We start from the raw sequence: 24,981 nt of genomic DNA, 5'->3' as shown, positions 1-24,981 counted from the left end.
CTACAGCGTTTCACGGACCGGCTGGAACACCCCGCGACGCGAAAGATGACAGAAACCCGGAGGTCGGCTACACGAATTGGTGTCTCCCCTTCCCCCAGACACGCCGGTCGCGTAGACTACCCTGAGATGTAACCCGTGTCCCGCTGTGCGCAAAATATCAACAATCCGGCCCCACTCATGCCTTTATTCGCCCTCAGGCTGGATTTTGTGAAAACGTCCCGTAGGTCCCCGCTCTTCAGCAAGTACACCGTTTCCCCGCCATGAACGACGCAACAGAACTCTCCAGCGCCGCCCTCGCGGAGCAAGAGGCCGCATTCGATCCCGCGCCCCCGCTCACGCTGAAGGCGCGGCTCAAACGGCTTGCGCTTGTCGTGGCGGCTGCCGTCGCGCCGTCGCGCACGGCGGACGTGCTGGCGAAACGTTATCTCAGTTCGACCCACGGCTTCATCGACGAGCTCTCCGCCAAGGGCCGCCACCGTTTCGAGATCCTGCCGATCGACGACGACATGGCGATCATGCGCCACAGCCACCGCCCCGGCGCGCGCCGCGTGCTGGTGGTGCCGGGGCACGACGGCCATTACCGCCAGTTCACCCGCCTTCTGCGCGCGCTGGATCAGGCCGGGCTGTCAGTCGACGTGACCGTGCTGCCGGGGCACATGTACCACGCGCAGACCGTCTGTTCCATGCGCGACATCACGGAGGCGATCCACCGCTCCTGCGCGGCGCACGGCCCCTATGACGGCATCGTGGGCCATTGCGTCAGCTCCAACGCCGCGCTCTTCGCGCTCGACGGCGGGCTGCGCTGCGACCGTGTGGTGCTGGTGTCCACGCCGCTGGACCTCGTGCGGCTGGTGCGCAACGGCGGCGAACAATACGGGCTCTCCGGGCGCTGCCTCGACCTCTTCGTGGACCGCGTCAGCGAACTCGGCGCGCCCTTCCACCTGTCGCTGCCCTGGCATCCCATCGCCGCCGAACGGACCGAGCGCCTGCTGGCGGTCCACGCGCAGGACGACTGGGCCGCGCCGGTCAGCGACGTCGAGAAGCTGAGAAACCTCAGCCCCAATACGGAGGTCGCGGTCTTCCCGCACGGCGGTCACAACTCGATCCTGAGCGTGAAGGCGGCGGTCAACCGCATCGCGGACTTCCTCAAGTCCTGAGCGACAGGACACGTCGCGAAACCCGCCCACATCGGACGGGCAACGGCATCCATCACGATATCACATTACGCGGCATGACCAGCCCAACAGGGCACAGCCCCCGTCCTCATCCGCGCCCCCATCCGGCCAAAAAAAGGCCGGTCCCCGAGAGGATTCGAGGGACCGGCAAACCCGCGCACACCTCACGCGGGCGGGGAGACACCGCAGACCGCGGCGGGCTTATTCGCCCGCCAGCGGCAATTCCTTCAACATCATCGACATCACGCAGGCCAGGGCCGCCGCAGCCGCCGCCACCCAGAAGACCGGGTGCAGCGCGGCGCTGAAGCCGTCCATGACGCGGACCTGCACCTCGGGCGGGAGGCTCTGCACCATCTCCGCCCCGATGGACCTCAGGCCGCCCTCACCGGCGCCCGGCACCTGCCCCGCAAGGTTGCGCGCGAGGCCGGCGCTGAACAGCGCACCGAAGGCCGCCGTTCCCAGCGCGCCGCCGATCAGCCGGAACATGTTGGCCGAGGCGGTGCCCACGCCCATAAGCGAGTTCGGCACCGCGTTCTGGATCGCCGCCACGCCGACGGAGAACACCGGTCCGAGCCCCAGCCCGACCAGCACCATCGTGCCGCCGATCAGCCACAGCGGGCTGTTTGTGCCGACGGTGGTCAGCACGACCATCGCCAGCGCCAGCACACCGGTCGAGATCGCCGGCATCAGCCGGTAGCGCCCGGTCTTCGACATGATCCGCCCCGCCATGGTCGAGGCAAAGATCAGCCCCCCCATCATCGGCACGAGGAACAGGCCCGATCCGGTGGGCGACACGCCCTTAACCACCTGCAGGAACAGCGGCAGGAAGGTGATCGTGCCGAACATGCCCATGCCGACAAGGAAGCCCACCGTGTTCACCACCACGAATGTGTTGTTGCGGAACAGGCTCATCGGCAGGATCGGCTCTTCCGCGCGGGTCTCGGCCAGCACGAAGCCCGCCATCGTCAGCACGCCGATCGCGGCCAGCGCCAGCACCGCGGGGCTGCCCCAGCCGCCCGCGCTCTGCGCCGCGTTGGGCAAGAGCACGATGGCCGCCAGCAGGGAGGCCAGCAGCGCGGCGCCCAGGTAATCCACCTTGCGCTTCGTCAGGTCGTCGCGGCGCGGCAGCGCCATGCCGAGGATGACGAAGGCCAGAAGACCCACCGGCAGGTTCACGAAGAAGATCCAGTGCCACGACCAGTGCTGCACGATGAAGCCGCCCAGCAGCGGCCCGATCACCGTCGACACGCCAAAGGCCGCGCCCATCATGCCCTGCGCCATGCCACGCTGGCGCGGCGGCAGCAGGTCGCCCACAGTCGCCATCGAGGTGACGATCAGCGTGCCCGCGCCAAGCCCCTGGACCGAGCGTCCGGCAATGACCATGCCCATGTTCATCGCCACGCCGCAGATCACGGCGCCGATGGTAAAGACGATGATGCCCGACTGCAGCACCAGCTTGCGCCCGTACATGTCGCCCAGCTTGCCCGCCAGCGGCGCCGCGATGGTCGAGGCCAGCAGGTAGGCGGTGATGACCCACGTCAGGTGGTCCATGCCGCCAAGGTCGGCGACCATGATCGGCAGCGCGGTCGAGACGATGGTCTGGCCAAGCGAGGCAAACAGCAGCGTCGCCGCCACGGCGCCCAGAACGAGCCGCACCGCGACATCGTCGGGCGCCTCCTCGTAATGGGCGGTTGTTTCGGTAAGTGACATTTCACGCGTTCCCAAGATATCAACACTGAAACCGCCCGTGCCGCCCTGTCCGGGAGGACAAGACAGGGCAGGCGCGGGCGGTCCGGATTTGAAACTGAATATGTGCCGATTGCAGATGCATGTCAATGTCATGCATTTGGTTGGGACAAGCAAATACGCACATGCTATGTGGAGCACATGAACCGAGACGATATCCTGAAGCAGAAGCTGGCCCGGGCCGGCGTCGACGCGGAACACACCCAGGCCGCGCTGGACATTGATGCCGTTCTGCAGGTCTGGCGCCGCCGGGTCTTCAAACGCGAACTGGGCTACCGGGCGCTGGACGAACTGGGCCTGCCCATCGACCTCGCGCAGCTCGACGTGCTGATGGCCGTCTGGGCGCCCGCCAACGAATTCGGCGACGAGGACAGGTCGGAAACGATGGTCTCCACCGTCGCGCAGCGGCTGAACATCGACCCCTCGCGCGCCAGCCGCATGACCTCCGAGCTGATCGGTCGCGGGATGCTCAAACGCTCCGTCAGCCAGGCCGACGCCCGCCGCACCGTGCTGGAGCTGACGGACAAGGGCGTGCGCATCGTCGACGCCGTGCGCAACTACAAGTTCCTCGTGCTGGGCAGCTACCTGCAGGCCTGGACCCGCGAGGAGATCGCCACCTTCCTGCCGCTCCTGGAACGGTTCAGCGCCTGGTCGGAAAGCGCCGCCTGCCCCTCCGGTCCGGTGGCTGACGAAATCGCCATCCTGCGCAACGGGCTTTCGGACCTCTCCGACACGGACTGACGCCGCCTGCCGCGTGCCGCCCGGCCAAACCTTGCCGGTTGGCTAACTTATCCTTTGACCAATAGTTATCCATGTGGAAAGCTATCCACATGGCTCAGCAACTCGATTCCTTTTTCGCCGCCCTCTCCGATCCGACCCGCCGGGCGGTGATCGAGCGGCTTGCGCGCGGACCGGCCGCCGTCTCCGACCTGCACGACGGTCACGACATGGCGCTGCCCTCCTTCCTCAAGCACCTCAACAAGCTGGAGGCGGCGGGCATCGTGCGCTCGATCAAGACCGGGCGCACCCGCATGGTCCACATCGAACCGGCGCCGCTTGCCGCCGCCGAGGACTGGCTCACCCGCCAGCGCAGCATCTGGGAGGGACGGCTCGACCGGCTGGCCCTTCTGGCCGAACGTCTCGAACAGGAGGACAGGACATGACTGACTTCACCACCATGACGCTGGAACGGCAGATCGCCTGCGCGCCCGACCGGCTGTTCCGCCTCCTGACCACGAAGGACGGGCGCGAGGCATGGGGCGCCCCCTCCGACACCGCCGTCGTGATCATCGACGCATTCGACTGCCGCCCCGGCGGCCACGAGAAGGCCCGCTGCGGCCCGAAGGAGGCGCCGGAGTTCGAGACCCACACCGCCTTCCACCGCGTCGACCCGGCCTGCCTCGTGTCGACGGAATCGCTGATCATCGGCGGCGAGCTTCTGTCGACCTCGCTCTGCACCCACGACATCGCGGCGCAGGACGGCGGCACGCACCTGACGGTCACGCTCCAGATCGCCAGCTTCGCCGGGCCCGACCTCTTCGACGATTACGCGCAGGGCTGGACCGGCGCGCTCGACTCGCTCACCCGCCTCGCGACCGAACCCGCCAACGCCTGACCACATACGAAATCACCTGCACGCAGGCCCGACCGCCGCCGCCCCACCGCGGACGGCGACCGGCGCCCCCGTGCCCGATCCGAAGGAGACCGCCATGACCACCACGGCCCACCACCACCAGAGCTTCACCCTCACCCGCGACATCGCCGCCGCGCCCGACACCCTCTGGCGGGCATGGAGCGACCCGGCCCTGAAGCGCGCCTGGTTCGCCGACAACGACGGCCCCGGCTGGGAAACGCTCGACCACACCCTCGACTTCCGCGAAGGCGGGACGGAAACGGGCCGCTTCCTGCACACCTCCGACGACCCCGCCATGGCCACCTTCAGGGGCGAGCACCGCAACGCCACCACCTACCTCGTTATCGAGGACAGGGCCCGCATCGTCTTTGCCTACACCATGTCGATCAACGGGCGCGTGCACTCCGCCTCGCTCGCCACCGTCACCTTCGAGCAAAGCGGCAAGGGCACCCGCCTCACCTTCACCGAAACCCTTCAGGGCATCGGCCAGACCGACGGCCCCGAGGGCCGCAAGCATGGCTGGACGGCCCTTCTGAACAACCTCGAACAAAGCGTCACGCAGCCGGCGCACTGACCGCCACGCCGCCCATACCGGCCCGCCGGACCGGCACCATTGCAACACCAGGTTGAAGAACGCCACCGCCGGACAGCATCCCGTTGCCCGCCCGCCGCACCTGCCCCGCCGCGCGGCCTTGCAAACAGGCACCTCCGGCCCGCATGGCGCATAAAAAGGCAAAAACCCCTTGCCAAGCCGCTTTTCACCCGCCTAGCCTGATGGAAACAGGGACAATTGTGCGCTTTCTACGCCGCATCGAGGGCGCACACCCCGTCACCAAACGGCGGGGCAATGGGTAAGGCGGCGGGCTTTCTGAATGGACATCACCTTTCTTCTGAACGGAGAGAGCGTGCACCTCGCGGGCGTCTCCCCGACGGCGACGCTTCTCGACTGGCTGCGCGAGGAACGGGGCCTGACCGGCACCAAGGAAGGGTGCAACGAAGGCGACTGCGGCGCCTGCACCGTCATGGTCACCGACGACCGCGGCGCCCGGGCACTCAACGCCTGCATCCTCTTCCTGCCCCAGTTGCACGGCAAGGCGGTCCGCACGGTCGAAGGCATCGCCGCCCCCGACGGCACGCTGCACCCGGTGCAGGAGGCGATGGTCGAGCTGCACGGCTCGCAATGCGGCTTCTGCACACCCGGCTTCATCGTCTCCATGGCGGTGGCACACCTGAACGGCGATGACGCCCACGACGACGCGCTGGCGGGCAACCTCTGCCGCTGCACCGGCTACGCGCCCATCGTCCGCGCCGCCCGTGCCGCCACCTCCGCCGCCGTCCCCGGCCACATGACGGACACCCCGCCCGAGGCCACGCCGCAGGAATTCGCCCCCGAAACGACCGAAGCGCTGGCCGACCTCTGCGCCCGGCACCCCGACGCCACGCTCGTGGCAGGCGCCACCGACGTCGGCCTCTGGGTGACGAAGGCGCTGAAACAGCCGCAGCCGCTGATCTTCCTCAACCGCTGCACCGGCCTCCAGCAGATCGAGGTGACCGACGACACGATCACCATCGGCGCGGGCGTCACCATGGACCGCGTGCGCGACCTCATGGCCGAACACCACCCCAGCTACGCCGAGATGATCCGCCGCTACGGCTCCGCCCAGGTGCGCAACGCCGCGACCATCGGCGGCAACGTCGCCAACGGCTCGCCCATCGGAGACAACCCGCCCGCCCTGATCGCGCTCGGCGCCACGCTGCACCTGCGCCACAGGGACGGCCCCCGGCAGATCCCGCTCGAGGACTTCTTCCTCGCCTACGGCAAGCAGGACCGCCGCCCCGGCGAATTCGTGGAGGCGATCTCCATCCCCCGCCAGCCCGACCGCCTCAGGGTCTACAAGCTGTCCAAGCGCTTCGATCAGGACATCTCCGCGGTCTGCGGCGCCTTCAACATCACGGTGGAGGACGGCATCGTCACCGGGGCCCGCATCGCCTTCGGCGGCATGGCGGCCACGCCGAAACGCGCCACCCATGTCGAACAGGCGATCACCGGCCAGCCCTGGGACGACCAGACCCTGATCGAGGCATGGGACGCCTGGGAGGCGGACTTCCAGCCGATGTCCGACATGCGCGCCTCCGCCGACTACCGTATCACCGCCGCCTGCAACATGCTCTCCCGCGTCTACCTCGACCAGATCGGGGCCCGGACCAACGTGCTGGAGGTGACGCCATGACCAGCTCGCCAGACCGCGTCCCAAACAGAGTCCCCCGCCGCCATGCCGGGCGCGCGCCCCTGCTTCTCTGCTTTGCAAATACTCATACTTCCCGTCGCGGCGGCCTGTCACGGGGCACCGCACGATGACCGTCCGCGCCCCGCTGCCGCACGACACCGCGCACCTGCACGTCACCGGGCAGGCCCGCTACACCGACGACATCCCGCTGCCCAAAGGCGCGCTGCACTTGGCCTTCGGCCTCTCGCCCGTCGCCCGCGGCACGCTGACCGCGCTCGACCTCGACCCGGTGCGCGCCGCGCCGGGCGTCGTGGGCGTCTGGGCCCATGGCGATCTGCCCTCCGACTGCGACTGCTCGCCCTCCAACCATGACGAGCCGATGCTCTCCGACGGCACCATCCACTACCTCGGCCAGCCGCTCTTCCTCGTGGCGGCGACAAGCCACCTCGCCGCCCGCCGCGCCGCCCGCCTCGCCGGGATCGAGACGGAGGAAGAGGCGCCGATCCTCACCGTCGACGACGCGCTCGAGGCCGGCAGCCGGTTCGAGGGCGGCCCGGTGGTCTGGTCGAAGGGCGACGCCGATGCGGCCATCGACGGCGCGCCCCATACGCTCGACGGCCGGATCGAGATCGGCGGCCAGGAACACTTCTACCTCGAAGGACAGGCCGCCGCCGCCGTGCCGATGGAGGATGGCGACATGCATGTCTACTCCTCCACCCAGCACCCGACGGAGATCCAGCACAAGGTCGCCCACGCGCTCCACATGAACATGCACAAGGTCCGGGTGGAGACGCGGCGCATGGGCGGCGGCTTCGGCGGCAAGGAAAGCCAGGGCAACGCGCTGGCCATCGCCTGCGCCGTGGTCGCCGCCGCGACCGGCCGCCCGGCAAAGATGCGCTACGACCGGGACGACGACTTCACCATCACCGGCAAGCGCCACGATTTCCGGATCGACTACCGCGTGGGCTTCGACGACGCGGGCCGGGTAGAGGGCATCGCCTTCACCCAGTGTGCCCGCTGCGGCTGGGCACAGGACCTGTCGCTGCCCGTGGCCGACCGGGCGATGCTGCACGCCGACAACGCCTATCACCTGCCCGCCGTGCGCATCGAAAGCCACCGGCTGAAGACCAACACCCAGTCCGCCACCGCCTTCCGCGGCTTCGGCGGCCCGCAGGGCATGGTCGGGATCGAGCGGGTGATGGACCACATCGCCCACACGCTGGGGCTGGATCCGCTCGCCGTGCGGCAGGCGAACTACTACACTGCCGCGCCCGCGGACGCGGCCGAGGCGCCCCCCGCCACCGCGCCGGGCCAGCCGGAAGACACCTCCACCGACGGACGGCAGCACCACGCCCCCGACCCTTCGGTCGAGCATACCTCGCGCGGGGACACCCAGGCGGGTCCCGAAGGCGACACCCCCGTCGCGCCCGAAGGCGTGCAGACCACGCCCTACGGCCAGCCGGTCGAGGACTTCCTGCTGCACGAAATGACGGAGGCGCTGATCGAGTCGTGCGACTACCACGACCGCCGCGCCGCGATCGAGCAATGGAACGCTCAGAACCCGATCCTGCAGAAGGGCATCGCCCTCACCCCGGTGAAGTTCGGCATCTCCTTCACGCTGACCCACCTCAACCAGGCGGGCGCGCTGGTGCATGTCTACCAGGACGGCTCCATCGCGCTGAACCACGGCGGGACGGAGATGGGACAGGGCCTGTTCCAGAAGGTGGCGCAGGTGGCAGCGTCGGTCTTCGGCGTGCCCATGTCCGCCGTGCGCATCACCGCCACCGACACCGCCAAGGTGCCCAACACCTCGGCGACCGCCGCCTCCTCCGGCTCCGACCTGAACGGCGCCGCCGTGGCCAATGCCTGCGCCAAGCTGCGCAATGCCATGGCCGCGCACCTCGCCCGGCTGCACGACGCGCCGGCCGAGAAGGTCGTCTTCGCCGATGGCCACGTCATCCTGGGCGACACGCGGCTGACCTTCGCGGAGGCCGCCGCGCAATGTTACCAGGGCAGGGTCGGGCTGTCGGCCACCGGCTTCTACGCCACGCCGGACATCTCCTGGGACCGGGTGAAGGGCCAGGGCCGGCCGTTCTACTACTTCGCCTACGGCGTCGCCTGCACGGAGGTCGTCCTCGACACCCTGACGGGCGAGAACCGCATCCTGCGCACCGACATCCTGCACGACGCGGGCAGTTCGCTGAACCCTGCCATCGACATCGGGCAGGTGGAGGGCGGCTACGTGCAGGGCGCGGGCTGGCTCCCCACCGAGGAACTGGTCTGGGACGACGAGGGCCGCCTGCGGACCCACGCGCCCTCGACCTACAAGATCCCCGCCTGCTCCGACCGGCCGGACGTGTTCAACGTGGCGCTCTGGGACGGGCGCAACGTGAAGCCGACGATCTACCGCTCGAAGGCTGTGGGCGAACCGCCCCTGATGCTCGGCATCTCCGCCTTCCTCGCGCTGTCGGACGCGCTCAGCTTCTGCGGCCCCAACTACCCGGCGCTCGACGCGCCCGCCACGCCGGAACGGCTGCTGATGGCGGTCCGCCGGGTCCGCGGCGAGGACGGCGCATGAGCTTCGACCGCGACGCCCTCGCCCGCGCCTGCGCCGCACATGGCCGGGTGGCGCGGGTCGTGGTGGCGGCGACGCAGGGCTCCACCCCGCGCGAAACCGGCGCGTCGATGCTGGTCTGGGCCACGCCGGAGGGCTTCGGGCAGGAGGGCACCATCGGCGGCGGCGCGCTGGAGCTGGAGGCCGCGCAACGCGCCTTCTCCCGCACCGGGCTCAGCCGCCACCCGCTCGGCCCCGCCCTGGGCCAGTGCTGCGGCGGCGCCGTGACGCTCCTGACCGAACAGTTCACCACCGAAACCCTGCCGCCGCCCGCCGCCCTCTACGCGCGCGGCCCGGGCGAGGCGCCGCTGCCCGTCCGCCGCCTCGCCGACCGCGCCCGCGCGCAGGGCGAGACGCCTGCCCCGCAGCTTCTTGGCGACTGGATGGTGGAGCCGATGACCCCGCCGCGCCGCCCCCTGTGGATCTGGGGCGCGGGCCACGTCGGCCGGGCGCTGGTCAACACCCTTGCCCCCCTGCCGGACCTCGCGATCACCTGGATCGACACCGCGCCCGACCGCTTCCCAGCCACCGTGCCGGACGGCGTCACGCCCCTCCCCGACGCCGAACCCCAGCGCCTCATGCGCCACGCCCCGCCCGACGCGCACCACCTGATCCTGACCTACAGCCACGCGCTCGACCTCGCGCTCTGCCATGCGGCGCTGTCCCACCGCTTCGCCTTCTGCGGGCTGATCGGGTCGGACACGAAGCGCGCCCGCTTCACCCGCCGACTGCGTGACCTCGGCCACACCGACGCCCAAATAAACCGCATCTGCTGTCCGATCGGGCACAAAGCCTTCGGCAAGCACCCGCAGGCCATTGCCATCGGCGTCGCCGCGCAGATACTCCGCCCCGACAGTGAGAAAGATCAAAAGTGGACGATCCCCTCCTCCGCATCGACGGCCTGACCAAGGCCTACCCCGGCGTGATCGCCAACAGCGACGTGTCCTTCGACATCGGCCGCTCGGAGATCCACGCGCTCCTGGGCGAGAACGGCGCGGGCAAGTCGACGCTGGTCAAGATGATCTACGGGCTGGTGAAACCCGACAGCGGGACGATGACGCTCGACGGCCAGCCCTACCGGCCCGCCAAGCCCTCCGAGGCGCGGCAGGGCGGCGTCGCCATGGTCTTTCAGCATTTCTCTCTTTTTGAAGCGCTGAACGTGGCCGAAAACGTGGCGCTCGGCATGGAAAACCCGCCGCCCATGCGCGATCTCGCCCGGCAGATCCGCGAGGTCTCCGAAAATTACGGCCTGCCGCTCGACCCGTCGCGCACCGTCGGCACGCTCTCCGCCGGCGAACGTCAGCGGGTCGAGATCATCCGCTGCCTCCTGCAGGAGCCGCGCCTGCTGATCATGGACGAACCCACCTCGGTGCTGACCCCGCAGGAGGTGGACATCCTGTTCGAAACGCTGCGGAAACTGAAGTCCGAAGGCACCTCGATCCTCTACATCTCCCACAAGCTCGAAGAGATCCGCGCGCTCTGCGACACGGCGACGATCCTGCGCCTCGGCAAGCTGGTCGACACCTGCACGCCCGCCGACACCACTGCCCGCGAACTGGCCGAGATGATGGTCGGCACGACCTTCGCCACACCCGAATCCCGCGCCACCGAAAAGGGCGAGGTGCTGCTCGAGGCGCGCGACCTGACGCTGCCTGCCCCCGGCGCCTTCGGCACGCCGCTCCGCGGCGTGACCTTCGAGGTCCGCGGCGGCGAGGTGCTGGGCATCGGCGGCGTCGCGGGCAACGGGCAGGACGAATTGCTGATGGCGCTTTCGGGCGAACGGCTCTCTGCCCCCGGATCGCTGTTCCTCAAGGGGCAGGACATGTCCCGTCAGGGCCCCGCCGCCCGCCGCGCCGAAGGGCTGCTGACCGGGCCCGAGGAACGCCTTGGCCACGCCGCCGCCCCCGACATGAGCCTGACGGAAAACGCCGTGCTCACCGCCGCCCTGCGCAAGGGGCTGGTGAAAAGCGGTTTCATCGACTGGTCGAAGACCCAGACCTTCGCCGAGGAGGTCATCAGCCACTTCGACGTGCGCACCCCCGGCCCCGGCACCGCCGCCCGCGCGCTCTCGGGCGGGAACCTGCAGAAATTCGTCGTCGGCCGCGAGATCGCCCAGAACCCCGACGTGCTGATCCTGAACCAGCCGACATGGGGCGTCGACGCCGCCGCCGCCGCCTTCATCCGTCAGTCGATCCTCGACGTGGCCGCCCGGGGCGGCGCTGTCGTGGTCATCAGCCAGGACCTCGGCGAATTGATGGAAATCTCCGACCGTTTCGGCGCCCTGAACGAAGGCCGCCTTTCCGCCACCCGCCCCGTCTCCGACCTCGATACCGAGAAGATCGGCCTGATGATGGGCGGCGCGCATGACATGGAGGTGGCCCATGTGCACGGCTGACCCGCGAACCGCCGCCCGCGCATGCACCGGAGCCGCCGCATGATCCGGCTGGAGAAACGCCCGCAGCCGTCGCGGCTCTGGTCTGCGCTGACGCCGGTGATCGCGGTGATCCTGACCATGATCGCCGGGGCCGCGCTTTTCGCCGCCCTTGGCGCCAACCCGTTCGAGGCGATCCGCACCCTGTTCTGGGACCCGCTCTTCCACCCGCAGTTCGCCGCCTACTCGCGCCCGCAACTGCTGGTAAAGGCCGCGCCGCTGATCCTGATCGCCATCGGCCTGTCCATCGGCTTCAAGGCCGGGATCTGGAACATCGGCGCCGAAGGCCAGTACATCATGGGCGCGATCTGCGGCGCCGGGGCGGGCCTTGCCTTCTACCCGTCCGAAAGCCCGCTGATCTTCCCGCTGATGATCCTTGCGGGCGCGCTTGGCGGCTGGGCCTGGGCAATGATCCCGGCGATCCTGCGCACCACGCTCGGCACCAACGAGATCCTCGTCTCGCTCATGCTGGTCTACGTGGCCGAGACCATCCTCGGCTCCGTCTCCACCGGGCTTCTGCGCAACCCCGAAGGCATGGGCTTCCCCGGATCGCGCAACCTGAAACAATGGGACGCCGCCCACAACGCCGAGATCATCTCGGGCACGGGCGCGCACTGGGGGGTGGTCGCGGCGCTGATCGCGGTGATCTTCGCCTACATCATGCTGTCGCGGCACATGCTGGGCTTTCAGGTCCGGCTGACCGGCGAGGCGCCCCGCGCCGCGCGCTTCTCCGGCGTGAACCCGGCGCGAATCGTGCTGTTCTGCCTCGGCCTCTCGGGCCTGCTGGCGGGTATGGCAGGCTTGTTCGAGGTCTCCGGCCCCGCGGGCCAGATCAGCATCGACTTCAACTCCGGCTATGGCTTCACCGCGATCATCGTGGCCTTCCTCGGGCGGCTGAACCCCATCGGCATCCTGCTGGCCGGGCTGCTGATGGCGCTGACCTACATCGGCGGCGAACTGGCGCAGCTGATGCTGGGCCTGCCGGGCGCCTCGATCCAGCTCTTCCAGGGGATGCTCCTGTTCTTCCTGCTGGGCACCGACGTGTTCATCAACTACCGCCTGCGCTTCGGCCGGGGGGAGGTCGCCGCATGACCGCCGCCCTCCGCCGCACCGACATCGCCACGGCAACCGTGGCCTCCGGCCTCCGTCACCAGACCGGGCGCAGCGGCCCGGCCGTCCCGCCCTTCCCCGCCGCGCCGCTCCGACGCACCGTGCAGGCGGCCCCCGGGCTGGCGGGCACCCTGCCGCGCGGCCCGCTGCGCCTCTCGGCGGTCGCGGCGGTCGGGATCGCGCCCGGATCTGCCGCGTCGTTTCTCTGGATCAAGGTGTAGACCCGCATGGACCTCAGTTCGATCAGCCCCGTCCTCCTGATTGCCTCCATCATGGTCTCGGCCACGCCGATCCTGCTGGCCGCCATCGGCGAGATGGTGGTGGAAAAGGCCGGCGTCCTGAACCTCGGCGTCGAGGGCATGATGATCATCGGCGCCGTTACCGGTTTCGCCACCGCCGTCAGCACCGGCTCGCCGTTCCTGGGCTTCGTCGCCGCCTCCCTGGCCGCCGCGATCTTCTCCATGGCGTTCGGCCTGCTCACCCAGTTCCTGCTGTCCAACCAGGTCGCCACCGGCCTCGGGCTGTGGATGATCGGGCTGGGCGTGTCCTCGCTGGTGGGCAAGTCCTACGAGGGGATGAAGTCCCCGCCCACCCCCAAGCTCGACATCCCCGTGCTGTCTGACCTGCCGGTCGTCGGCCGGATGCTCTTCAGCCACGACGCCATGGTCTACCTCTCGCTGCTGCTGGTGCTGGCCGTCTGGGCCTTCCTCAAGTTCACCCGCGCCGGCCTGATCCTGCGCGCCGTCGGCGAAAGCCACGACAGCGCCCACGCGCTCGGCTACAAGGTCGTGCTGATCCGGCTGGCCGCGATCTTCTTCGGCGGCGCCTGCGCGGGCCTCGGCGGCGCCTACATCTCGCTCGTGCGCGTCCCGCAATGGACCGAGGGCATGACCGCCGGGATCGGCTGGATCGCGCTCGCCATCGTGGTCTTCGCCTCCTGGCGGCCGGGCCGCGTGCTGATCGGCGCCTACCTCTTCGGCGGGATCAACGTGCTCCAGCTCAACCTGCAGGCCGTCGGCGCCAACGTGCCCGTCGCGCTGCTCTCGGCCTCGCCGTTCATCGTGACGATCCTCGTGCTTGTCATCATCTCCGCACGCGGGCATCACGGCGCGCCGGCCTCGCTCGGGCGACCGTTCCACGCCACCACCTGACCCATGGCCCGCGACACCGACACCGGGCTATCGTGCACCACGACGGACAGGCCGCACCGGACACGACGCTCAACGACACACCGACACAACGACAACCAAGGGAGTTGAAACATGAACCGCAGAACCCTGCTGACCACCGCCGCGCTCGCGCTCTCGCTCGGGCAGGCCGCCTTTGCACAGGACCCGGTGACCGCCGGCTTCATCTACGTGGGCCCCGTCGGTGACGGCGGCTGGACCTACGAACACAACCAGGGCCGCCTCGCGGTCGAGGAGCACTTCGGCGACAAGGTAAAGACCATCTTCCAGGAAAGCGTGCCGGAAGGCGCCGACGCCGAACGCGCGATCACCCAGATGGCCCTGTCGGGCGCCGACATCATCTTCACCACCTCCTTCGGCTACATGGACCCGACCATCGCCGTCGCCGAGAAGTTCCCGGACGTGAAGTTCGAGCACGCCACCGGCTACAAGACCGCCGACAACGTGGGCGTCTACTCCGCGCGCTTCTACGAAGGCCGCGCGATCCAGGGCCACATCGCCGGCAAGATGACCAAGACCAACAAGATCGGCTACATCGCCTCCTTCCCGATCCCCGAGGTCATCCGCGGCATCAACTCCGCCTACATCCACGCCAAGAAGGTGAACCCCGATGTCGAGTTCTCGATCATCTGGGCCTACACCTGGTTCGATCCGGCGAAAGAGGCCGACGCCGCCCGCGCGCTGATCGAGAACGGCGCGGACGTGATCCTGCAGCACACCGACTCCACCGCGCCGCAGGCCGCCGCACAGGAAGCCGGTGACGTCATCACCTTCGGCCAGGCCTCCGACATGATCGAATACGCGCCGACGCCGCGCGTCTCCTCGATCATCGACAACTGGGCGCCCTACTACATCGACCGCATCCAGGCGGTGATGGACGGCACCTGGGAATCGGACAACACCTGGGACGGCATCGGCGCCGGCATGGTCGGCATCGGCGAGATCACCGACGCCGTGCCCGAAGACGTGAAGGCCGAGGCGCTGGCCCTGAAGGACAGCATCGCGTCGGGCGAATACCACCCCTTCACCGGCCCGTTGAACAAGGCGGACGGCTCCGTCTGGCTGGCCGAGGGCGAAACCGCCTCCGACGCCGACCTCGCAAGCCTGAGCTTCTATGTCGAGGGCATCGACGCGGAAATCCCGCAGTAAGCCCGGAAACGACCGGCGCCGCGCCCTTCGGGGCGCGGCGTCATCATCCCTTCGCAAAACAGGCCTGCAACCGCCGGTGCGCCCGGCCCCGGCCCTCAGCCGATCTCGTCCTCCATGCAGTTCAGTTGCCCCGTCTCGGGCGTGGTCAGAAGCGCCTCGCGGCCCTTGGTCCAGAACTCGTAGGCCCCGTCGAAACTCTCGCCCTCGTAACGCGCCCCTGACCCGGAAATCGCCTGCGTCAGGGCCACGTCCTTGTCGCTCCACTTGAGCGAAACCAGCCCCTCTGCCCCGTTCACGAAGACGGCAGAGATCCCGGCGTTCAGCCCGCCGCAGACATAGGCCAGCGGCCCGATGGTGATGCCTGCCGCGTCGTCGCTGCGGGCGTTGGCATAGCCCATGCGCAGCTCGTGCATCCGCATGGCGTAATTCTCCGCCACGCAGCCGGCCATGTCGTCCGCCTTCCAGCAGTCGTTGCGGCCCTTGATCCAGCCGCGCTGCATCGCCTTCAGCTCGTTCATCCGGTCCGCGCCAAGGTTCGGGTCGTTCACCGCAAGCCCGTAAAGCCGCGCCATCTCCCGGTCGAGTTCGGCCAGCACGTCGTTGTTGCAGATCATCTCCTCGACGGAGCCGTCGGCCTTGCTGCAGTCAAAGGCCGGATCGGCGGCAAGCGCCACGCCCGGCGCGGTGGCAGCAAGGGCGGCGAAAATCAAAGATGTCGGAATGCGGGTCATGCTCACTCTCCCTGAAGGTGCACGATTGTCCGCTGTCCCGGCCGGGCCTGTCAAAGGAAATGCAGCGCGGTCCAGTCCGCGACAGATCCGCCCGTTAACCACCTTTTCCCGCCTGTTGCGCAACGCACGGTGCAAAAGGTTACCAACCGGCCGGAACGAGGGGTCGAAACGGCCGGTTCACCAGTAACGGCGCGTCCATCTTCGTGAAGACTTCCTTGCGCCTAGATGTGCCGGAACGGGGCCCCACAAGATCTGGCCCGTTGCAGGCAGGCGCACGCTCCATCAACCCGTGCGTGCGCTGGGTTAACTGCGCCCCCTCGCGGCGCAGAGGTGAATTTGCCTTAACTCTCGGCTGTCTGGGGCTTTTCCGGACTGTTCCCGACACGCGCCCAGCGCCTTTGACAGGCGTGCACAGCTTCGCCCCTGCAGGCTCTCACGCGGCGTCTGTCACAGGCCTACCGGCCCGCGGACCGATGCGCCACTTCACTCGATCTCCGTAATATTCTCCAACGATCCTAAGACGTTGCACCCGAGCGTCACGCGCAGCGCACCGATCAGATCGTCCACCGTTTCGGCGTTCAGGTACTGCCCGCCGGTGTCGTCGGCAAGGCAGCGCGCCACGCTCTCCGTCTCCGTGTCGGGCGTATTCCAGTCCCAGTGATCGCTCCGCACCTTGAAGCCGATGACATGCACCGTCAGCCCCGGCGCCTCCCGCGCGAATTCCGCCGCCAGCTGGCACGGCGTCCCCCCGCAGGTCTCCTTCCCATCCGTCACCAGCACCACCGCACCCGGCGTGTGGAGGTAGTCGAGCGTCTCCGCCGCCAGCCGCACACCATCCGTGAGGGCCGTCCCACCGGCCGGTCTAAGCCCCTCGATTTCCGAGATAATCGGCGCATCCGCCTGCCATTGCGGCCTCAGCCGCAGGTCAACGTTCCGGCAGGTCCGGTCGCCGCCGGGGCCGTAGATCACCAGTCCCAGCCGCCGCAGCACCGCGATGTCCGGCAGCACCTGACGCATCGCCTGCCGCGCCTGAACGATTCGCGGCTCGCCTATCGCGTTGAACCCGATCTCCGCCATCGACCCCGACCCGTCGAACACGATCATCGCATCCTCCGTACAACTCTCCCCCGCCGACACGGGCAAGGCGGTCATCGCGGCAAGCGTCAGACAAAGAGCTTTCATGAAACTCCTCCTCCCCGACAGCCTGCCCGCCCCCCGTGAGTCTGTCGAGTCCCGCGCACACCACCGGACCAGCCGCCGCCTTAACCCGCTGACAGAAAGCCGTTTTCCCGGCATTGGACAATGGTCGCATCCGCGGCATTCCACGCGAGACACCACCGGGCGCCCCTGACACGCCAAAGCAAACGCCTCCTCATATCTCGCTTCCCGTGCGGCCCGCGCCGTGCCAGTCTCTGCGCCATGACCCTGACCACGATCTCGGGCGACACGCCCGCCCGCTTCGCCTTTGGCACCATGCAGTTCGGCGGCACCGCCGACGAACGCGCCAGCGCCGAAATGTTCGAGGCCTGCCGCGCCGCAGGCATCCGCCACTTCGACACGGCCTACGTCTACACCGACGGCGCCTCCGAGACCCTGCTGGGCCGATTCGCGGCGGCCGAGCGCGAACGGCTGTTCATCGCGACGAAGGCCAGTTTCCCCGGCGGCGCCTCCCGTCACAACATACTGACAACGCTCGACGAAAGCCGGAAACGGCTGGGCATGGACACGGTCGATCTCTACTACATGCACCGCTGGGACGCCGACACGCCGCTGGAGGAAACCTTCGAGACGCTGGCCGAGGTGCAGGCCGCGGGCAAGATCCGCTACATCGGCGTCTCGAACTACGCCGCCTGGCAGGTGATGAAGGCCCAGGCCACAGCCGTGCGCTTCGGCACGAAGATCGACGTCATCCAGCCGATGTACAACCTCGTGAAACGGCAGGCCGAGGTCGAGATCCTGCCCATGTGCCAGTCCGAAGGCATCCTCCCCGTGCCCTACTCGCCGCTGGGCGGCGGCCTCCTGACAGGGAAGTACGCGCGCGGCGGCAGCGGACGGCTCGCCACAGATGAACGCTACGCCAAACGCTACGGCGAGGCACAGATGCACGAGACCGCCCGCGCGCTGGCCGACCTGGGCGAAGAGATCGGGACCGACGCGGCGACGCTTGCGGTGGCCTGGGTCGCGCTGCATCCTTCCCGGCCCGCGCCGATCCTGTCAGCCCGGTCGGAGGCGCAGCTTCGCCCTTCGCTCGCGGCGATGAACTGGCCGATGGACAAGGACCTCTACGACCGCATCACCGCGCTGGGACCTACGCCGCCCCCCGCCACGGACCGGCTGGAAGAGGCCTGATCCCTAGGCGTTACAGGGTGTAGGGTGGGGGTTCCGGGCCTGTCGGGCCCGGGTTCGCCACCCGTCTTACCGCCAGCGCACGACCTCGTCGGGACTGGCGCGCTCGGTACGGAAGCTGTTCGCCGGATGGTCGCGGTCGGGCATCCCGAAGGCGATCCCGCACAGCACGTCCCGGTCATCGGCCACGTCGAACCACTCCCGCATGAAGGGCGAGAACCCGGCGACGGAGGCCATGGCCACGGCACCGATACCCCGCGCCTCCAGCCCCAGCAGCACCGCGGTCACATAGGCGCCGCAGTCGAGCACGCCGTAGGCGCCCAGCACCTTCGGAGTGGTGATCAGCAGGAAGCCCGTGGCGCCGAACAGCCGGAAGTTCTCCTGCATCTGCCGGCCCGAGGCCACGCGGTCGCCCTTCTCGATCCCCAGCGCGCCGTAAAGCTGCCAGCCGCACGTCCTGCGCCGGTCCTTGTAGACACCGTCCCAAGCCTTCGGGAACGGGATGTCGGTCGCGTGTGCGCCGGACTGCGCATGCTCGAAGAAGGCGGGGGCCAGACGGGCGGTTTCCTCCGGCCCGCAGGCGTGGACCTCCCACGGCTGCGAGTTGCACCACGACGGCACCTGCTGCGCATCGCGCAGAGCCGCCTCCACAAGCGCCCGGTCGACAGGTTGATCCGTGAACGCACGGCAGGAGGCCCGCGCGCGCAGAAGCGCTCCGAAGCTGGCGGCCAGCGTATTCTCCTTCGTCATATCAGACCCTCCTGTCTCAAGGTCTCGCGTATCTCCGCCCCTTTTGCGCCCCGCGGTGCGATGTCGCCGGTGCCGAGCACCACGCCGTCGAAGCGCGGTGCCGGTGCGGGCACACCGTCCTGCCAGATGCCCCGCGCCGCGATGTGGGGATCCTGCTGCGCCTCGGCCGGGCTCAGCACCGGCGCGACGCAGGCGTCGGAGCCGTCGAACAGCGACACCCATTCATCCCGCGGCCGCGCGGCGAAGAGGCCCGCCAGCCGCGCGGTCTGAACCGGCCACTGCACGGGATCGAACTGTTCGGCAAAGGCCGGATCGCCCCCGAGCCCCATGATCTCCAGGAACTCCGCGTAGAACTTCGGTTCAAGGCATTGCACCGCGACATGGCCTCCATCGGCGCAGACATAGCAGCGCGACCAGTGTGGCCCGTCCAGCAGCGACGCGCCACGCGCCTCGCGTGAGAACATCGGCCCCATGGAGAGCAGCAACGACAGCATGTGTGAGGTGCCGTCGACGATGGCCGCGTCCACGACACAGCCCTTGCCGGTTCTCCGCGCGTTCAGCACGCCGCTCAAGATGCCGACCGTGAGGTAGAGCGCCCCACCGCCGATATCGCCCAGCAGGGTCGGCGGCACGCCGGGGACATCGCCCGGAAGGCCGCCGTAAAACAGCGTGCCACTCAGCCCGGCGTAGTTCAGATCGTGCCCGGCCTGTCGCGCGCGCGGCCCGTCCTGTCCCCAGCCCGTCATCCGCCCGTAGACCAGCCCCGGGTTCAGCGCGTGCGCCACCTCCGGCCCGAGGCCGAGCCGTTCCATCACCCCGGGCCGCATCCCCTCGATCAGCGCGTCGGAACGGGCGATCAGGGCCTTGGCGACAACGATGTCCTCTGGCGTCTTCAGATCCAGCACGATGGACCGCTTGCCCCGGTCGAGCAGGTTATTCGGCTGTTTCGACGGGTTGTCGGGGGTGGCACGGTGGATGACGGTCACCTCCGCACCAAGGTCCGCCAGGTGCATGGCGGCGAAGGGGGCGGGGCCAAGGGCCTCGAACTCGAGGATGCGCAATCCGGTCAGCATGCCCGCACTGGAGCGCAAGTCGGACCGGAAGGAAAGGGGATTTGCGCCGTTCGGCGGCCAGCCAAGGCGGCGCACAGCCCCGCCCTGCATCCGGTTTCGCGACGACTGTGCCGGGGCCGCACCGACAGCCCGTGCCCGGAACCGTCCGTGCGCGCCCTCTCAGCCGAGTTCGTCCGCGTAGGCCAGGATCGCGCCTGCCATCACCCGCACCGCCAAGTCCATGTCGGCGGCGGAGGCGAATTCGTCGGGTCGGTGGCTGATACCGCCCCGGCACCGCACGAACAGCATCGCGATCGGGCAAAGGTCTGCCATCGCCGACGCATCGTGGGTGGCTCCCGAGGGGATGGTCAGCGGCACGAGGTCTGCCTTGCCGATAGCCCCTTCCAACGCCCGCGTCAGACCGGGATCGCAGACCGCCGCAGGCTGCGCGTAGGTCCGGACCGCACTCAGGTCGCAGTTGGAGTCGAAACAGATATCCCGCGCCAGCGCCATGGCCTCCGCCTCGAAGGCCTCGCGGAGGGTGTCCTGCGGCGCGCGTATCTCAAGCGGGAAGCGGACATCGGCGGGGATGGCGTTCACCGCGCCGGGTTTCAGGGCCAGCGTGCCTACCGTTGCCCGCAGGTCCGGAACCTGCCCCGCCGCGTCGCTGATAGCCGCAATGATCCGCGACGCCGCCACCAATGCATCCCGCCGCCCGTCCATGGGCACGGTCCCGGCGTGGCCGGTCTCTCCGGTGATGCGCATGTCGAAGCGGGAAATCCCGCAGATCGCACTGACGGCGGCGACGGGCAGGTCCTCGGCCTCGAGCACCGGACCCTGTTCGATGTGTGCCTCCAGATAGGCCACGACATCCCGCCGGGCGCGTTGCACCGCGCCGATCTTGTCCACCGCCACACCGAAGGCCCGCATCGCGTCGCGCATCGCCACATCGTCGCGGTCGGTCATGTCCAGCGCCTCGGCCTTCAGCGTGCCGGCCAGCGCGCGGGGGCCGATCAGGGCCGTCGGGAAGCGCACGCCCTCCTCGTCGGCAAAGGCCAGCACCTCCAGCGCGAAAGGCAGCGCGGGCAGGCGATCCTTCAGCGCGCCGGCTACAAGGCATCCGAGCGCGATGCCCATGATCCCGTCGAAGGCACCGCCCGAGGGGACGCTGTCCTGATGCGACCCGATCATCAGGACCGGCTTGCCTTCCGGGTTCGGACTGCGGCCCACCAGCGTTCCGGCGGCGTCCTGCGCGGGCTCCAGCCCGGCGTCCGTCATCCACGACGCGATCTGGTCGAGGGCTGCGCGGTGGTGTTCCGTCCATGGCAGGCGAGTCACACCTTCGGCACTTGCCGAGGCGCGTGCAATCGCGTCCAATCGGGAGGCGGCGGTCTCTCCGTAGGTCATCTCACCCTTGTATTTATCATGATAAATTGATTCACTTGGTATCTTAACGCATTCGCCCCAGCAGTCACGTCCGCATTCCATGTCCTCCCTTCCCACCCCTCCTCAACGCCGATCCCGCCCCGTGCGGGTGGCCGACGCGATCAAGGACTGGGTGGTGGAACAGGGACTGAAACCCGGGGACCGGCTGCCCGGCGAGACCGAACTGATCCAGCGCTTCGCCATGTCCAAGGGCACCATCCGCGAGGCGCTCCGGCTGTTGCAGGCGCAGGGGCTGGTGGAGACCAAGACAGGCCCGGGCGGCGGCCTCTTCGTCGGTGAAGTGTCACGCGAGCGGGCGCGGGCGCTGCTGGCGAATTTCTTCTACTTCCAGCACATCACCATCGACGACATATACCAGGTCCGCATCGCGCTGGAGCCGGAGATGGCAGCCAGTCTTGCCGGGCGCCTGACCGAGGACCAGTTGGCAGAACTGTCCGCGATCATGGAGGACTACGCCCAGCCCGCCGCCGACGCGGAGGAGGAGCGGGTGCAGCATGTCTCGTCACTGAAGTTTCACGCCCGTCTGGCGGACTTCGGCGAGAATGCGATGCTCGGGTTCTTCATCGGCTTCATGGCGCAGATCCTGACCGACCTGACGGTCTACAAGCGGCTTTACACCCAGCCGAACCACGACCTCTGGCGGAACGGACGCGAGCACCAGATCGACCTGATCGCCGCGCTGCGCGATGGCGACGCGGAAGCCGCGCGGCGCATCATGCGCGAACACATGCAGGAGGCGCGGCAAATGATGGAAGATCAGGAAGCCGAAGTGATGAAGCGGTTCATCGTGTGAAGCGGCCTGCGTTGTTGCCGTGAAACCCGTTGCAGGTCAGGTATCGGCGACCGGCAGTTCGGTCGAGGCGAACGGCAGCGCGCGGTAGGGATCGTCCGCCACGGGCACATGGCGCAGCCAGTCGGCATAAAGGCCGTTGGTCGCGTGGCCATGCAGGACCCGCAGGGCCGCAAGCGGGGCTTCGGAGTAATCCACGCGCAACGTCATCGGCGGCGTCGTCCGGCTGACCACCAGCAGCGCCGCGGACAAGAGCCCCCGACTGTCGCCACCTGCGCGCGAGGCCGTCTCCAACGCGGTCAGAAGCCGCTCATCCAGCCCGCCTTTGCCGGTCAGGAACCCCTCGAGGCAGGCATCCAGCACCGACTCGGAGGCAAGGAGGTTGCCTGCCACCACGACGCCCGGCGCCTCGCGCGCCCCGGCGACAGAGATGCTGTTCGCTCCTGTGAAATGGGCGGTCGCCCCGGTCAGGTCGAGCGCCGACATCTGCCGTTCGGCCTTTCCGGTGTCTGGCGTGGTGACGCGCGCCACGGCCTCCGCTGCCGGAACTCCGCTGCGCATGAGGGCCAGCGCCTCCGTCCCCCACATCGTCGAGGGGAGAGACCCCTGTGAGGCGGTCATGCCCGATTCGGCGTCTCCGCGCAGGACCCAGCCCCCGACACACAGGCTGCCCGTGGTGGCCGCCCCCCCGCAAGCGCCCGTTTTTTCGTCGTATGCGAGGATCGAAATTGTCATGGATGGGTCCTTTCGTCGTCGGACTTGAATTTATCATGAAAATTTGCCCCATTTCAATTTATCATGATAAATTAACCGCAGCCGGTGACGGCCCGGATGAAAAAACAGGAGAGGAACCCAATGTTGCTACTCAAAATGACCCGCCGCGGCCTGATGGCTGCCGGTACGGCGCTGGCGTTGACCCTGGCCACGGTGCCGGGCGCGCAGGCGCAGACGCCCCCGGGCGTGCTGATCGTCGGCCAGATCGCCGAGCCCAAGGCGCTGGACCCGGCAGCGGTGACGGCGGTGAACGACTTCCGCATCCTGATGAACGTCTACGACGGGCTGGTGCGCTACAAGGACGGCACGCTGGAGGTCGAACCTGCGCTGGCGGAAAGCTGGGAGATCTCCGAGGACGGGACCGAGTATACCTTCAAGCTGCGCGAGGGCGTGAAGTTCCACGACGGTTCCGACTTCAACGCCGAGGCGGTGAAGTTCAACTTCGACCGGATGCTGAACGAGGATCACCCCTACCACGACACTGGCCCCTTCCCGCTCGCCTTCTTCTTCTCGGCGGTGGAGAACGTCGAGGCGGTGGACGACCTGACGGTGAAGTTCACGCTGGGCAGCCCCTACGCGCCGTTCCTGTCGAACCTCGCCTATCCCACCGGCCTGATCGTGTCGCCCGCGGCGGTGGAGCAACACGGCGCGGACTTCGGCCGCAACCCGTCCGGCACCGGCCCCTTCAAGTTCGCCGAGTGGCGGTCGAACGAGGCCGTGGTCGTGGAAGCCAACCCAGACTACTGGGACGGCGCGCCCGAACTGCAGGCCGTCGTCTTCCGCCCGATCACCGACGCCAACACCCGCACCGCCGAGATGCTGGCAGGCGGCATCGACCTGATGGTCGAAGTGCCCCCGGTCGCCTTGTCGGAATTCCAGTCGGATGCCTACCAGGTCTTCGAACAGGCCGGTCCCCACGTCTGGTTCCTGATCCTGAACGCCAAGGAAGGCCCATTCGCCGACAAGGCCGTGCGGCAGGCGGCGAACTACGCGATCAACAAGGAAGCGCTGGTCAACGAGGTGCTGGAAGGCACCGCGGACGTGGCCGCGGGACCCACGCCGCCCGCCTTTGCCTGGGCTTACAATTCCGAGCTGGAGCCCTATCCCTATGACCCGGAGAAGGCCAAGGCGATGCTGGCGGATGCCGGGGCCGAGGGGGCCGAGCTTACCTTCTACGTGACCGAGGGCGGGTCCGGGATGCTCGACCCGATCGCCATGGGCACCGCGATCCAGGCGGACCTGGAGGCCGTGGGCTTCGACGTGAAGATCGAGACCTACGAGTGGAACACCTTCCTCGGAGAGGTGAACCCCGGTCTCGAAGGCAAGGCGGACATGGCCGAGATGGCGTGGATGACCAACGACCCGGACACCCTGCCCTTCCTCGCGCTGCGCACCGACGCGTGGCCCGACAAGGGCGGCTTCAACTCCGGCTACTATTCGAACCCGGAGGTAGATGCCCTGCTGGAAGAGGCGCGCGTCGCCACCGACCAGGACAAGCGCGCCGAGCTTTACAAGGAGATGCAGACCATCGTGCAGGAAGATGCGCCCTGGGTCTTTGTCGCCAACTGGAAGCAGAACGCCGTGACATCGGACCGGGTGGAGAACTTCGCCCTGCAGCCGTCGTTCTTCCTGCTGCTCGACGACGTCGTGAAGAACTGAGGTTTCGGCGCGTTCCGCACCGATCCGGGGGGGGGGGGGGGGGGGGGGGGGGGGGGGGGGGGGGGGGGGGGGGGGGGGGGGGGGGGGGGGGGGGGGGGGGGGGGGGGGGGGGGGGGGGGGGGGGGGGGGGGGGGGGGGGGGGGGGGGGGGGGGGGGGGGG

At 68.6% G+C, this 24,981-nt stretch carries 23 protein-coding genes; 16 read left to right on the top strand and 7 right to left on the bottom strand.

From position 1 onward, the window contains the following. Nucleotides 1-260: 260 nt before the first annotated feature. On the top strand, nt 261-1,157 hold the full coding sequence (locus ACU0DV_RS10665; RefSeq protein WP_446242794.1) for an alpha/beta hydrolase: 897 nt from the start codon (nt 261-263) through the stop codon (nt 1,155-1,157). A gap of 219 nt (nt 1,158-1,376) precedes the next feature. Here the strand turns inward: ACU0DV_RS10665 and ACU0DV_RS10660 are convergent, their stop codons facing one another. Further along, the gene (locus ACU0DV_RS10660) at nt 1,377-2,885 is read right to left on the bottom strand and encodes an MDR family MFS transporter (RefSeq protein WP_446242793.1); all 1,509 of its coding nucleotides are present in this window, start codon (nt 2,883-2,885) and stop codon (nt 1,377-1,379) included. A gap of 177 nt (nt 2,886-3,062) precedes the next feature. Between ACU0DV_RS10660 and ACU0DV_RS10655 the strand changes: the two genes are divergently transcribed. From ACU0DV_RS10655 to ACU0DV_RS10600, 12 genes are all read left to right on the top strand, one after another. Then, entirely contained in the window at nt 3,063-3,662 is a 600-nt protein-coding gene (locus ACU0DV_RS10655) for a MarR family winged helix-turn-helix transcriptional regulator (protein WP_100929272.1), read from the top strand. An 89-nt stretch (nt 3,663-3,751) separates the two neighbouring features. After that, the gene (locus ACU0DV_RS10650) at nt 3,752-4,084 is read left to right on the top strand and encodes an ArsR/SmtB family transcription factor (RefSeq protein ID WP_446242792.1); all 333 of its coding nucleotides are present in this window, start codon (nt 3,752-3,754) and stop codon (nt 4,082-4,084) included. Then, complete coding sequence (locus ACU0DV_RS10645) at nt 4,081-4,536, top strand: SRPBCC family protein (RefSeq protein ID WP_446242791.1); 456 nt, start codon at nt 4,081-4,083, stop codon at nt 4,534-4,536. Before ACU0DV_RS10650 ends, ACU0DV_RS10645 begins: the two co-directional genes overlap by 4 nt. A 94-nt stretch (nt 4,537-4,630) precedes the next feature. Further along, nucleotides 4,631-5,128 (top strand): SRPBCC domain-containing protein, encoded by a 498-nt coding sequence (locus tag ACU0DV_RS10640; protein WP_446242790.1) that lies wholly within the window; start codon nt 4,631-4,633, stop codon nt 5,126-5,128. Nucleotides 5,129-5,426: 298 nt separating this feature from the next. After that, nucleotides 5,427-6,785, top strand: a complete 1,359-nt coding sequence (locus tag ACU0DV_RS10635; protein WP_446242789.1) for a xanthine dehydrogenase small subunit — start codon at nt 5,427-5,429, stop codon at nt 6,783-6,785. Nucleotides 6,786-6,909: 124 nt separating this feature from the next. Then, nucleotides 6,910-9,360, top strand: coding sequence for a xanthine dehydrogenase molybdopterin binding subunit (gene xdhB / locus ACU0DV_RS10630; RefSeq protein WP_446273543.1), 2,451 nt, complete (start codon nt 6,910-6,912; stop codon nt 9,358-9,360). Next, complete coding sequence (gene xdhC, locus ACU0DV_RS10625) at nt 9,357-10,301, top strand: xanthine dehydrogenase accessory protein XdhC (RefSeq protein WP_446242787.1); 945 nt, start codon at nt 9,357-9,359, stop codon at nt 10,299-10,301. The genes xdhB and xdhC overlap by 4 nt, the downstream gene beginning before the upstream one ends. Further along, nucleotides 10,268-11,791 (top strand): ABC transporter ATP-binding protein, encoded by a 1,524-nt coding sequence (locus tag ACU0DV_RS10620; protein WP_100929265.1) that lies wholly within the window; start codon nt 10,268-10,270, stop codon nt 11,789-11,791. The genes xdhC and ACU0DV_RS10620 overlap by 34 nt, the downstream gene beginning before the upstream one ends. A gap of 39 nt (nt 11,792-11,830) precedes the next feature. Then, nucleotides 11,831-12,919, top strand: a complete 1,089-nt coding sequence (locus ACU0DV_RS10615) for an ABC transporter permease (RefSeq protein WP_100929264.1) — start codon at nt 11,831-11,833, stop codon at nt 12,917-12,919. Continuing rightward, nucleotides 12,916-13,158 (top strand): hypothetical protein, encoded by a 243-nt coding sequence (locus tag ACU0DV_RS10610; RefSeq protein WP_446242786.1) that lies wholly within the window; start codon nt 12,916-12,918, stop codon nt 13,156-13,158. The genes ACU0DV_RS10615 and ACU0DV_RS10610 overlap by 4 nt, the downstream gene beginning before the upstream one ends. Before the next feature lie 6 nt (nt 13,159-13,164). Then, a complete protein-coding gene (locus tag ACU0DV_RS10605; RefSeq protein WP_198521722.1) occupies nt 13,165-14,088 on the top strand; it encodes an ABC transporter permease in 924 nt (307 codons plus the stop codon). Between the two features lie 111 nt (nt 14,089-14,199). Further along, nucleotides 14,200-15,273, top strand: a complete 1,074-nt coding sequence (locus tag ACU0DV_RS10600; protein WP_100929262.1) for a BMP family ABC transporter substrate-binding protein — start codon at nt 14,200-14,202, stop codon at nt 15,271-15,273. Between the two features lie 95 nt (nt 15,274-15,368). Here the strand turns inward: ACU0DV_RS10600 and ACU0DV_RS10595 are convergent, their stop codons facing one another. Further along, nucleotides 15,369-16,004, bottom strand: coding sequence for an MliC family protein (locus tag ACU0DV_RS10595; protein ID WP_446242785.1), 636 nt, complete (start codon nt 16,002-16,004; stop codon nt 15,369-15,371). A 483-nt stretch (nt 16,005-16,487) separates the two neighbouring features. Then, the gene (locus ACU0DV_RS10590) at nt 16,488-17,186 is read right to left on the bottom strand and encodes a vWA domain-containing protein (RefSeq protein ID WP_446242784.1); all 699 of its coding nucleotides are present in this window, start codon (nt 17,184-17,186) and stop codon (nt 16,488-16,490) included. 237 nt (nt 17,187-17,423) lie between these two features. On the opposite strand from ACU0DV_RS10590, the gene ACU0DV_RS10585 reads away from it, so the two are divergent. Continuing rightward, nucleotides 17,424-18,353, top strand: a complete 930-nt coding sequence (locus ACU0DV_RS10585; RefSeq protein ID WP_446242783.1) for an aldo/keto reductase — start codon at nt 17,424-17,426, stop codon at nt 18,351-18,353. A gap of 66 nt (nt 18,354-18,419) precedes the next feature. On the opposite strand, the gene ACU0DV_RS10580 is transcribed toward ACU0DV_RS10585, so the two are convergent. The 3 genes from ACU0DV_RS10580 to ACU0DV_RS10570 all read right to left on the bottom strand — a co-directional run bounded on the left by ACU0DV_RS10580 (nt 18,420) and on the right by ACU0DV_RS10570 (nt 21,559). Continuing rightward, the gene (locus ACU0DV_RS10580) at nt 18,420-19,100 is read right to left on the bottom strand and encodes a nitroreductase (RefSeq protein WP_446242782.1); all 681 of its coding nucleotides are present in this window, start codon (nt 19,098-19,100) and stop codon (nt 18,420-18,422) included. Next, nucleotides 19,097-20,173, bottom strand: a complete 1,077-nt coding sequence (locus tag ACU0DV_RS10575) for a CaiB/BaiF CoA transferase family protein (RefSeq protein ID WP_446242781.1) — start codon at nt 20,171-20,173, stop codon at nt 19,097-19,099. Before ACU0DV_RS10575 ends, ACU0DV_RS10580 begins: the two co-directional genes overlap by 4 nt. A gap of 159 nt (nt 20,174-20,332) precedes the next feature. Next, a complete protein-coding gene (locus ACU0DV_RS10570) occupies nt 20,333-21,559 on the bottom strand; it encodes a M20 family metallo-hydrolase (protein ID WP_446242780.1) in 1,227 nt (408 codons plus the stop codon). A 121-nt stretch (nt 21,560-21,680) separates the two neighbouring features. Between ACU0DV_RS10570 and ACU0DV_RS10565 the strand changes: the two genes are divergently transcribed. Further along, nucleotides 21,681-22,391 (top strand): FadR/GntR family transcriptional regulator, encoded by a 711-nt coding sequence (locus ACU0DV_RS10565; RefSeq protein ID WP_283981190.1) that lies wholly within the window; start codon nt 21,681-21,683, stop codon nt 22,389-22,391. A gap of 36 nt (nt 22,392-22,427) precedes the next feature. Here the strand turns inward: ACU0DV_RS10565 and ACU0DV_RS10560 are convergent, their stop codons facing one another. Further along, nucleotides 22,428-23,123, bottom strand: coding sequence for a DUF1028 domain-containing protein (locus tag ACU0DV_RS10560; protein WP_446242778.1), 696 nt, complete (start codon nt 23,121-23,123; stop codon nt 22,428-22,430). Nucleotides 23,124-23,243: 120 nt separating this feature from the next. On the opposite strand from ACU0DV_RS10560, the gene ACU0DV_RS10555 reads away from it, so the two are divergent. Then, the gene (locus ACU0DV_RS10555) at nt 23,244-24,821 is read left to right on the top strand and encodes an ABC transporter substrate-binding protein (RefSeq protein WP_446242777.1); all 1,578 of its coding nucleotides are present in this window, start codon (nt 23,244-23,246) and stop codon (nt 24,819-24,821) included. The last annotated feature ends 160 nt before the right edge of the window (nt 24,822-24,981 follow it).

The organism is Sagittula sp., assembly GCF_052825245.1.
This window is presented reverse-complemented; position numbering and strand designations above follow the sequence as displayed.

Coding starts and splice junctions, on each gene's coding strand:
- ACU0DV_RS10600 (WP_100929262.1), top strand. CDS start 14,200: ATGAACCGCAGAACCCTGCTGACCACCGCCGCGCTCGCGCTCTCGCTC.
- ACU0DV_RS10610 (WP_446242786.1), top strand. CDS start 12,916: ATGACCGCCGCCCTCCGCCGCACCGACATCGCCACGGCAACCGTGGCC.
- ACU0DV_RS10590 (WP_446242784.1), bottom strand. CDS start 17,186: ATGAAAGCTCTTTGTCTGACGCTTGCCGCGATGACCGCCTTGCCCGTG.
- ACU0DV_RS10640 (WP_446242790.1), top strand. CDS start 4,631: ATGACCACCACGGCCCACCACCACCAGAGCTTCACCCTCACCCGCGAC.
- ACU0DV_RS10665 (WP_446242794.1), top strand. CDS start 261: ATGAACGACGCAACAGAACTCTCCAGCGCCGCCCTCGCGGAGCAAGAG.
- ACU0DV_RS10660 (WP_446242793.1), bottom strand. CDS start 2,885: ATGTCACTTACCGAAACAACCGCCCATTACGAGGAGGCGCCCGACGAT.
- ACU0DV_RS10585 (WP_446242783.1), top strand. CDS start 17,424: ATGACCCTGACCACGATCTCGGGCGACACGCCCGCCCGCTTCGCCTTT.
- xdhC (WP_446242787.1), top strand. CDS start 9,357: ATGAGCTTCGACCGCGACGCCCTCGCCCGCGCCTGCGCCGCACATGGC.
- ACU0DV_RS10635 (WP_446242789.1), top strand. CDS start 5,427: ATGGACATCACCTTTCTTCTGAACGGAGAGAGCGTGCACCTCGCGGGC.
- ACU0DV_RS10645 (WP_446242791.1), top strand. CDS start 4,081: ATGACTGACTTCACCACCATGACGCTGGAACGGCAGATCGCCTGCGCG.
- ACU0DV_RS10650 (WP_446242792.1), top strand. CDS start 3,752: ATGGCTCAGCAACTCGATTCCTTTTTCGCCGCCCTCTCCGATCCGACC.
- ACU0DV_RS10595 (WP_446242785.1), bottom strand. CDS start 16,004: ATGACCCGCATTCCGACATCTTTGATTTTCGCCGCCCTTGCTGCCACC.
- ACU0DV_RS10615 (WP_100929264.1), top strand. CDS start 11,831: ATGATCCGGCTGGAGAAACGCCCGCAGCCGTCGCGGCTCTGGTCTGCG.
- ACU0DV_RS10655 (WP_100929272.1), top strand. CDS start 3,063: ATGAACCGAGACGATATCCTGAAGCAGAAGCTGGCCCGGGCCGGCGTC.
- ACU0DV_RS10575 (WP_446242781.1), bottom strand. CDS start 20,173: ATGCTGACCGGATTGCGCATCCTCGAGTTCGAGGCCCTTGGCCCCGCC.
- ACU0DV_RS10605 (WP_198521722.1), top strand. CDS start 13,165: ATGGACCTCAGTTCGATCAGCCCCGTCCTCCTGATTGCCTCCATCATG.
- ACU0DV_RS10570 (WP_446242780.1), bottom strand. CDS start 21,559: ATGACCTACGGAGAGACCGCCGCCTCCCGATTGGACGCGATTGCACGC.
- ACU0DV_RS10560 (WP_446242778.1), bottom strand. CDS start 23,123: ATGACAATTTCGATCCTCGCATACGACGAAAAAACGGGCGCTTGCGGG.
- xdhB (WP_446273543.1), top strand. CDS start 6,910: ATGACCGTCCGCGCCCCGCTGCCGCACGACACCGCGCACCTGCACGTC.
- ACU0DV_RS10580 (WP_446242782.1), bottom strand. CDS start 19,100: ATGACGAAGGAGAATACGCTGGCCGCCAGCTTCGGAGCGCTTCTGCGC.
- ACU0DV_RS10555 (WP_446242777.1), top strand. CDS start 23,244: ATGTTGCTACTCAAAATGACCCGCCGCGGCCTGATGGCTGCCGGTACG.